Genomic DNA, 8,413 nt, shown 5'->3' with positions numbered 1-8,413 from the left:
AATTTGACACTATCTAATATAAGCAAATAACTTTTTTATTATCTTTAAAGATGTTAAACTTAAGTTAAAATACTAAGGAGGACTCTTTTATGACTTTTGAATTACCAAAATTAAACTATGAATATGCTGCTTTAGAACCCGTTATCGATGCTCAAACAATGGAAATCCATTATACAAAACATCATAACACTTATGTTACTAACTTAAATAAAGCAATTGAAGGTACAGAGTATGCTGATAAATCAATTGAAGAATTAGTTAAAGGTTGGGCAGAATTGCCAGAAGATATTCAAACCGCTGTCCGCAACAATGGTGGGGGTCACTATAACCATACATTATTCTGGGAAGAATTAGTAGCGCCTTCTCAAGCAAAAGAGATTCCAGCAGATTTGGAAGCAAAACTTGTTGAAGCATTTGGTTCTGTAGACGAATTTAAAGAAAAATTTGCTGTTGCTGCCGCTTCACGTTTTGGTTCAGGTTGGGCTTGGTTAGTTTCTAATAATGGTAAATTAGAAGTAGTTTCTACTCCAAATCAAGATAACCCATTAACAGATGGCTTAGTACCTTTATTAGGTTTAGATGTTTGGGAACATGCATACTACTTAAACTACCAAAACCGTCGTCCAGATTATATTAAAGCATTCTGGGATGTAGTAAACTGGGAAGTTGTTGCAGAACGCTTAGCTTAGACTAAGACTATATAGTTGAATTAATCATCGTCTAGCATTTTACAATGTTGGGCGATTTTTTTATATAAAATTATCGTTACAAGAGTCGTAAACAAGCATTTGTAAGGCTGTTAGTTGTAGATTTTTCAATTTGTAACAAGTTGATAATCTTCTTTTTTAAAGGTTGTTAGTACGGGAATAATTAGCTATAATACAAAAGAGATAGGGGGAGAGTTTAATGAACTTTAAAAGATATTGCCTTGTAACTTTAAGTGTATTATTGCTAAGTGGATGTGTTGATTTAAGCCCAGTTAATCCCAATGAAACGACTAGTAATATTTCTGAGTCCGTTGACGATAGCAAAGTCAATGTAATGGAAGACCACCAACAAAGTACTACCAAGAAGCAACAATTGCAACAATTAATAGCTAAACGTTTTGAAGCCCTTGATAAAGTAGGCATGAATTTGGTTGTTTCCACTACGATTGACGATCAATTATATAAAGTCAATGAAAAAACAGAGGAACGTTATGAAGAAGGTCAACTTAAAGGTTATTTGGTGACTAACCAAATCGAGCAAAACTCTCACGAGCTTGAAGAGCAAATATATTACAGTGGAGAAGACTATTATTATCGTTTTAATTCAAATTCGTGGCAAAATTTGTCAGGAGATACTAAATCGACCATTCTTTATATTTCTTTAATGAAGTATTTATTTGAAGGAAGCGATGAATGGCAACTTGACGAATCAGAAAACAACGTGTTGGTTAAGCGTACGATTGAGGATGAACAACTCTTTACAATTGCACCTCAGTTATTTAGTTTACCGATGATGCTATCTAAAAATGCCCAGATTGAAATGGATGCACAATATCGTGTCGATACAGAAAATGGTGATATTACTTATATTGTAATGAATATGGTAATAAATGATTTAAATTCTCAATATAAGGTCAAAATCGAATCTAATATTAATTCGAAAGCTGAGTTTGAAGACTGGCAAATTGATACGGATCAAACAGTTAGCTTAGACACCACACAAAAAGATCAACAACAATTAATTGCAGAAGCTAATCCCTATCAAGTGATTAATTATCTTGAAACTTATCGAGATGATCAAACCCAAACGACTTTGACAATGGGGAATTATCTAAATGGTGAACCCTATAGCTTAATCGAAGGTGAATTGCAAGAACAATCATTGATTAATGTAAGTTTTTGGAAAGCAAATCGACAGTATCAAGAAACAGAGGGAAATGTTGAAATTCAAGAGCTTAAGCAAGCTAATCGCTATGCACAATTTGTTCAACGATTAGACCAACAGTATGAGCTGTTAGATCAATTGGAAGCGACAGAAGAATCAACTTTTATTACTTTGAGAGAGTTTTTTGAACAAGATTATGAACAATTTTCATCAACGTTAACTGAATTGGATAAGGAAATGTTTAATCAAGATAACAAAGTTTATGGAATTGATTATCTTATTCATAAAGAAACGTATCAATTGATGGGGGTTATTTTATGGAGTGCCGATGCCAATACAGCAGAAGTAGGAGCAACGATAACACTTAATTTTGATAACTTTAATGTATATAATCCGAGTTTATTAATGGATCAGGTGAGTGATCAAATTTTAAGAAAAATAATTGAATAAGAGGTTTGGTGAATGGAACAAAAAAATCATTTTTATAAAACGATGTTAGCAATTGCGATACCAGTTGCGATTCAAAATTTAATAACTTCTTCTTTAAATATGCTAGACACGCTTATGATTTCATCATTAGGAGATATTACGCTAGCAGGTGTGGGGTTGGCTAACCAAGTATTTTTCTTTTATATTTTGATATGTTTTGGAATTAATACAGGGTCATCGGTGTTAGTATCACAATACTGGGGAAGAAAAGATACAGCCAATGTTCAACGTGTAACAGGCTTTGCAATTGCATTGTGTACCGGTTTTGGTTTATTGTTTACAATGATTGCTTTATTGTTCCCAAACTTTATAATGGGCCTACTCACTCGTGATCCAGAAGTCATTGCTAGTGGTAGTCGCTATTTGCAAGTGGTTAGTTTATCGTATATTATGACGAGCGTTAGTTTTGCTTTTGGTACCTCATTAAGAAGTACCGGAGCACCTAATCCACCACTATACGCTTCGATTGTCGGATTTTTTACGAATGCTATTTTTAATTATTTATTAATTTTCGGGATTGGCTTCTTCCCACGTTTAGGTGTGGTAGGGGCTGCATTAGGAACGGTTATTGCACGTTTAGTAGAATTTATTATGATTCTATGGTATACCTTCCGTTATAAAGGGCCGATTAATGCTTCATTTAAACAATTTTTTAATTTTGATCAAGCGTTTATACAACAATATATTGAAATTGTGAGTCCGGTTATTTTAAATGAAACCTTTTGGTCATTAGGGCAAGTGCTTTACAATATTGCTTATGCGATGACGGGGACTGAATCAACTGCGGCGGTTCAAATTGTTGCCTCAATACAAAACATCTTATTTGTATTAGTAAGGGGATTGGCTAATAGTTGTACGATTATGATTGGAAGTTCTGTGGGACGTGGCGAAACAGAAGAAGCCTACGATTTAGGGCGTCGTTTCATTAAAATTGTCATTATAATTGGAATTATCATCGGAACTTCGATTGTTTTTGGACGGGATATTTTATTAATGGCATTTCCATCATTAAGTCCAACGGTTCGACAGATTTCAAGTCAATTACTCATTGTGATTGGTTTATTTTATGTATTAAAAGCCTTTAATTCCATTATTGTCGTGGGCATCCTTAGAGGTGGCGGTGATACAAGGTTTTCAATGTTTATGGAGACTTTTGCGGTCTGGTTGGTAGGAGTTCCTTTGGCTTTTATTGGAGCCAAATTTTTACAATTACCAATCTTATGGGTGATGTCAATGGTGTTAATGGATGAAGTAGTTAAATCAATTGTGGGCATCATGCGGTTTAGGTCACAAAAATGGATTCATGTTATTAAGTAGGGTCAGCTTAGTATTTATTTTAATTAAAGCGACTTGTCCAAAATGATGAGTCCAATTCATTGCAAGTAATCCTTTTTATTGACAGATTTAGCTGAATGGCTTCAATCAAGAACCTAAGGCTTAAGGGATTTTGACTCAATGGTCTATACTCTGAAGCAATAAAAATAAATAACGCCATTCGATATTACTTATTTTAGTAATCAACGGTTATCATACATTAATTTAATGGACCAATATTATCTTTGGATAAATTCAACTCTATAATCTAGCGAAATTATATATATTTGGATATACAAAAAGACTGAACAGAAATGATGGATAGCTCTCTATCAGATAGATAGAAGGCTGTTCATAATAAATTTCTGTTCAGTCTATTTATTTTTAATGTGGCTTGGCGATTAAGGTACCCCAAAAGCCACCTATTCAGAGTTATTTACTTCATTTGAAACGTCAAAATAAAAACGACTCATTCATTTTTATTTTGGACCGATTTTTTATTTATATTTTTCTTCTAATTGAGACATCCACCAACCTAATAAGGTACCGCCTAATAATGATAATAGGCATGCAAAATATTGGATAAAACCAAAACCAGTATAATCTGTTGGTATAATGACTAAAGTAGATGCAATGACAACTCCTACGATAAAGTGGAAGAAGCCAGAGTAATTACGATCAAAAATACTAGCAATTAATTTGGATAATAAGACAATGGTTGCTAAACCACCTAAAGCAATCGGAATAATAACACTAAGGTCTAAGGTTTTAAAACCATCTGACATTTTTTGATAAAGCCCCATATACATAATAAAATTAGAAGGACTAAGACCAGGGATTAAAATTCCAAGTGCAATTAAGGCACCAGAGATAAACCAACTAATAAAGTTAGTTGCAACTTGACCTTGGAATAATTGTTGGCCAAAAACTAATAAAACAAAACCAAAGATAAATGCAATTACCATCACGATGATGTCTTTTTGTTGGCGACCTTTTTTACCTGCCTCTGCCCATAATGAAGGAGCAGTACCTACAATACATCCGACAAAGAACCATCGAACAATTGTTTCATAATTTTCTAAAACCCAACTTACTCCAAAAGAGAAGAAGACAATACCAGCCAAAGCTCCGAAACCTACCGGAATAAAGTAGATGACATTTTCTTTAAAGTCTTTGGTTATATTAGATAAAAAACGAATAATACGTTCATACATACCAAAGATAGCAGCTAAAGCTCCGCCACTGATTCCTGGAACGATAAATCCTGAACCAATAAACATTCCTTTAATAAATCGTAAGAACCAACTTTCTGTTTTTGCTATTTCATTTGTTTGCATTTCAAACCTCCATTTGTGTATCTAAAAAAATATGACACTATAATAGTGTATAGTGCTTCACTATTTTTATCAAGTAATTTCCATATTTTGACCTTGAAAATAATGATAAGGGGCAAGGAGGGGTGTTAGAAACTTTAAATAATTCGTTTTTTTCATCTATTTATTTTATAATTTAGTGGTTGAGTGGTCTCACGCTGCGTTTTAAAGATGTAAGGCATTAACATTGTGAATTCAGTCAATTTATTGTGCACAAATTAAATGCGCAGGGGTTGAGTGGTGGATGTACGACAAAGCGAAAATTATTAGATTTTCTACTTATGGTTTACTCCCATTTTAAGTATACTCCCTCAACTATTCTATTATTTAAAATAAATTGATTTGCTATTATCACGAAGAAAATTTTGTAAAAGTACCCTTAAAACTTTCATTTATGCTATAATAATGAAACTGAGAGGAGGCCATTCATGAAATTAAATCAAATAAAATTCAAGCCATCTTTCAAGGATAAAAAAGGTTTACAATGGCTTAAAAAGGGATATTCGGCCATACACCATTATTTTTTATCTTTAGATCATGTATTATTGTTAATGACGTATATCTTAGTGATTATTGGAATGATTTTTGTCTTTAGCGCTTCTATGTATCAGACAAATAGTAATGGTTCCAATGAAGCAGTTAGTCTAGTTTTTAGTCAGTTTAGAGCGGTAATAATTGGTTCATTAGGATTGTTTTTGATGCCTTTAATCCCTAGTAAATGGTATCGCTCATTGCCATTAATCTTGACCATTTCAGGTTCGTTCATGTTAATAATGTTATATACTGCATTATTTGAGGAAGAACGTGGTGGTGCAGCTAACTGGTTATCAATTGGCGGTTTTTCATTCCAACCTTCCGAATTATCAAAACTAGCGTTAATCGCCTTATTTGCGTGGTATGCAAGTTTTAGCAATCTAGATTTGGTTACCAATACAGTGTTAAAGATTCCAAGCTTAGTAAAACAACCATCTGAAACCTTGAAAGACATAATCGAAGATATTAAAAATGAGCCACTCCATTTAATAAGTTTTATTATATTGTCAATGACTTTATTCGCGTTACTAAAAATGCCAGATTATGGCACAATATTAATTATTGGTTTAATATTAATATTGATTTTTGGTCACAGTTGGTTTTCCAAAAAAGGGATCGCGATAATTTATAGCATCTTGATGATAGGCTATCTGATGTTGCGTTTGGTGTCGAATATTTATGGTCCAAATTTAATTGCATCCGGAAATTATGGAAAAGCACGTATTGGTATTTTTACTAATCCTTTTATCGATGAATTAGGTTCAGGTTATCAGATTATTCAATCCCTGACCGCTTTTAGTAATGGTGGGTTATTTGGTAAAGGACTAGGGAAGGGTCTGGTCAAAAGAAATCATTTACCAGCAGCTCATACGGACTTTATATTTTCAATTATGGGAGAGGAGTTAGGACTTATAGGCATTAGTATCTTTTTAATCTTTTTCTTCTTTTTAATGATTTATATCCTTAAAATAGCTACCACTTTTAAAAATAGCTATCGTCGCCATTTAACAATGGGGATTGCAATTATGTTTTTGGTGCAGTCGATTGTTAATATTGGTGGTGCACTAAGTCTATTGCCATTAACGGGTGTGACCTTACCGTTTATTAGTTATGGTGGGACCAGTATCATGGTCAGTCTGATTGCAATCGGAGTAGTAGAGGCGATGTTCATTCATGAACAAAATGAAGATCATTCTCCTTCGACATCCAATAATAATCGTACAAATACAATACCAGCTAATGAAATTTATTCAGTAGAATCAATGGAGAGAAAACAATCAACAAGTTTTGAGAATGAGATGGATGATGATTCATTAGTAGACTGGAGTGATGAGAATGGAATTTGAATTAATTGAGCGTCAAGCATTAGTTGTTTGGCTCTATACCCTAAAACAAATTAAAAATATACGAAAATTTGGACATGTTCATTTTATTAGCAATCGATTACGCTATGTCATCTTATATGTAAATCGTGATGAACAAGATGAGATAATCGAAAAATTAAATAAATTACATTTTGTTCAAAAAGTAGAAGTTTCTTACCGTGACGATATTGATATGACTTGGAAGGATGCAATACCGTATCGTAAAGATAAAGATATGCTTCAAGAGAAAACGGTAGTTAAAGAAGAGGAAGATATCGTGACCGGTGATGTTAATTATGATTCATTTTTAAAATCATTACGTGATTCACTGTTAAATAAGGATGAGAGCCAATGAGAGTCGTAGCAGGAAAATATGGCAGTCGCCCTTTAAAAGCAGTCCCAGGACAAAATACGCGTCCGACAACGGATAAAATAAAAGAAAGTATCTTTAATTTATTAGGAAGTCGTTGTCACACTGGCATCGTATTAGATTTATATGGTGGCACGGGTGGACTAGCAATTGAAGCTGTTTCACGAGGAATGGATCATGCAGTAATTTGTGAGAAACATCGAGCAGCAATAGCTACCATCAAACATAATATTGAAATTACTAAAGAAACCGAGCGTTTTACATTATTAGCGGGTGATAATTATGCGAGTTTGAAAAAATATCAAACGGCACATCCAACAGTTATTTTTGATTTAGTATTAATTGATCCGCCTTATAAACGAGAGAAAATTGTTGAGGATATTAAGTGGTTAGCCCAACTCGGATTGATCAATCAAGATACAATCATTATGTGTGAAACGGATAATGAAACTACTTTACCTGAAACCATCGATCAATGGTCTAAATATCGTGAGAAGCATTATGGATTAACAGTAATTCATTTATATGAATGGGAGGATGAAGTAGAATAAAATGAAAAAAATCGGAATTTTTCCAGGTAGTTTTGATCCTTTGACCTTAGGTCATTTGGATTTAATTGAACGTGGTAGCAAATTATTCGATGAATTAATTGTCCTCGTTGCAGTTAATACAACTAAAAAAGGACTTTTTAAACCGAATGAACGTGTTACCTTAATTGAAGAAGCCGTTAAGGGAATTGAAAATGTTTCGGTAGAACTTTATTCTGATGGCTTAGTGGCAACCTATTATCGTAATAAAAATGCAGTGGCTTTATTAAGAGGCGTACGCAATGCTCTGGATTTTGAATATGAAAGCAATATTGCGATTATTAATCGTAAACAATTTGAATCTCTGGAAACAGTGTTAATGTATGCCAACGAAGAATATCGTTATTTAAGTTCAAGTATGATTAAGGAAGTTGCTTATTTTAAAGGTGATATTAGTGATATGGTACCACCTAATGTGCGAATGGCCATTGAAGAAAAATATGGCACTTTAAAAGATATATAAAATAAAAAGGTTTGGCAGAACGAAAGTTTTGCCAAACCTTTTGCAAT

Annotated in this window: 8 protein-coding genes; 7 read left to right on the top strand and 1 reads right to left on the bottom strand. The window is 33.3% G+C overall.

Going from position 1 to position 8,413, the window contains the following annotated elements; genetic code table 11:
- Positions 1–89 precede the first annotated feature (89 nt).
- The 3 genes from GSA01S_RS08210 to GSA01S_RS08200 all read left to right on the top strand — a co-directional run bounded on the left by GSA01S_RS08210 (position 90) and on the right by GSA01S_RS08200 (position 3,678).
- Complete coding sequence (locus GSA01S_RS08210; protein WP_066126516.1) at positions 90–689, top strand: superoxide dismutase; 600 nt, start codon at positions 90–92, stop codon at positions 687–689.
- A 217-nt stretch (positions 690–906) separates the two neighbouring features.
- Positions 907–2,322, top strand: coding sequence for a hypothetical protein (locus GSA01S_RS08205; protein ID WP_066126512.1), 1,416 nt, complete (start codon positions 907–909; stop codon positions 2,320–2,322).
- A gap of 12 nt (positions 2,323–2,334) precedes the next feature.
- Entirely contained in the window at positions 2,335–3,678 is a 1,344-nt protein-coding gene (locus GSA01S_RS08200; protein WP_066126510.1) for an MATE family efflux transporter, read from the top strand.
- Between the two features lie 494 nt (positions 3,679–4,172).
- On the opposite strand, the gene GSA01S_RS08195 is transcribed toward GSA01S_RS08200, so the two are convergent.
- Entirely contained in the window at positions 4,173–5,012 is an 840-nt protein-coding gene (locus GSA01S_RS08195) for a DUF368 domain-containing protein (protein WP_066126509.1), read from the bottom strand.
- Between the two features lie 464 nt (positions 5,013–5,476).
- Here GSA01S_RS08195 and GSA01S_RS08190 point away from each other — a divergent pair, with 464 nt between their 5' ends.
- The 4 genes from GSA01S_RS08190 to coaD are packed head-to-tail and all read left to right on the top strand — an operon-like array spanning position 5,477 to position 8,366.
- A complete protein-coding gene (locus GSA01S_RS08190; RefSeq protein WP_066126508.1) occupies positions 5,477–6,928 on the top strand; it encodes an FtsW/RodA/SpoVE family cell cycle protein in 1,452 nt (483 codons plus the stop codon).
- Positions 6,918–7,301 carry a YlbG family protein gene (locus GSA01S_RS08185; protein ID WP_066126506.1) on the top strand — a complete coding sequence of 128 codons (384 nt, stop codon included), beginning with the start codon at positions 6,918–6,920 and terminating at the stop codon, positions 7,299–7,301. The genes GSA01S_RS08190 and GSA01S_RS08185 overlap by 11 nt, the downstream gene beginning before the upstream one ends.
- Positions 7,298–7,867 carry a 16S rRNA (guanine(966)-N(2))-methyltransferase RsmD gene (gene rsmD, locus GSA01S_RS08180; RefSeq protein ID WP_066126505.1) on the top strand — a complete coding sequence of 190 codons (570 nt, stop codon included), beginning with the start codon at positions 7,298–7,300 and terminating at the stop codon, positions 7,865–7,867. The genes GSA01S_RS08185 and rsmD overlap by 4 nt, the downstream gene beginning before the upstream one ends.
- 1 nt (position 7,868) lies before the next feature.
- Positions 7,869–8,366: a pantetheine-phosphate adenylyltransferase gene (gene coaD, locus GSA01S_RS08175; protein ID WP_066126503.1), complete on the top strand. Its 498-nt coding sequence runs from the start codon at positions 7,869–7,871 to the stop codon at positions 8,364–8,366.
- Positions 8,367–8,413: the final 47 nt, after the last annotated feature.

The sequence above is a fragment of the Globicatella sanguinis NBRC 15551 genome, from assembly GCF_001552295.1.
Lineage (GTDB): Bacteria > Bacillota > Bacilli > Lactobacillales > Aerococcaceae > Globicatella > Globicatella sanguinis.
Note: the sequence above shows the minus strand (reverse complement) of the source record. Positions and strands in the feature narration are given on the sequence as shown.

Bases quoted from the DNA above. Each gene is read 5' to 3' on its own strand.
- GSA01S_RS08210 (WP_066126516.1), top strand. From the start codon at position 90: ATGACTTTTGAATTACCAAAATTAAACTATGAATATGCTGCTTTAGAA.
- GSA01S_RS08205 (WP_066126512.1), top strand. From the start codon at position 907: ATGAACTTTAAAAGATATTGCCTTGTAACTTTAAGTGTATTATTGCTA.
- GSA01S_RS08200 (WP_066126510.1), top strand. From the start codon at position 2,335: ATGGAACAAAAAAATCATTTTTATAAAACGATGTTAGCAATTGCGATA.
- GSA01S_RS08195 (WP_066126509.1), bottom strand. From the start codon at position 5,012: ATGCAAACAAATGAAATAGCAAAAACAGAAAGTTGGTTCTTACGATTT.
- GSA01S_RS08190 (WP_066126508.1), top strand. From the start codon at position 5,477: ATGAAATTAAATCAAATAAAATTCAAGCCATCTTTCAAGGATAAAAAA.
- GSA01S_RS08185 (WP_066126506.1), top strand. From the start codon at position 6,918: ATGGAATTTGAATTAATTGAGCGTCAAGCATTAGTTGTTTGGCTCTAT.
- rsmD (WP_066126505.1), top strand. From the start codon at position 7,298: ATGAGAGTCGTAGCAGGAAAATATGGCAGTCGCCCTTTAAAAGCAGTC.
- coaD (WP_066126503.1), top strand. From the start codon at position 7,869: ATGAAAAAAATCGGAATTTTTCCAGGTAGTTTTGATCCTTTGACCTTA.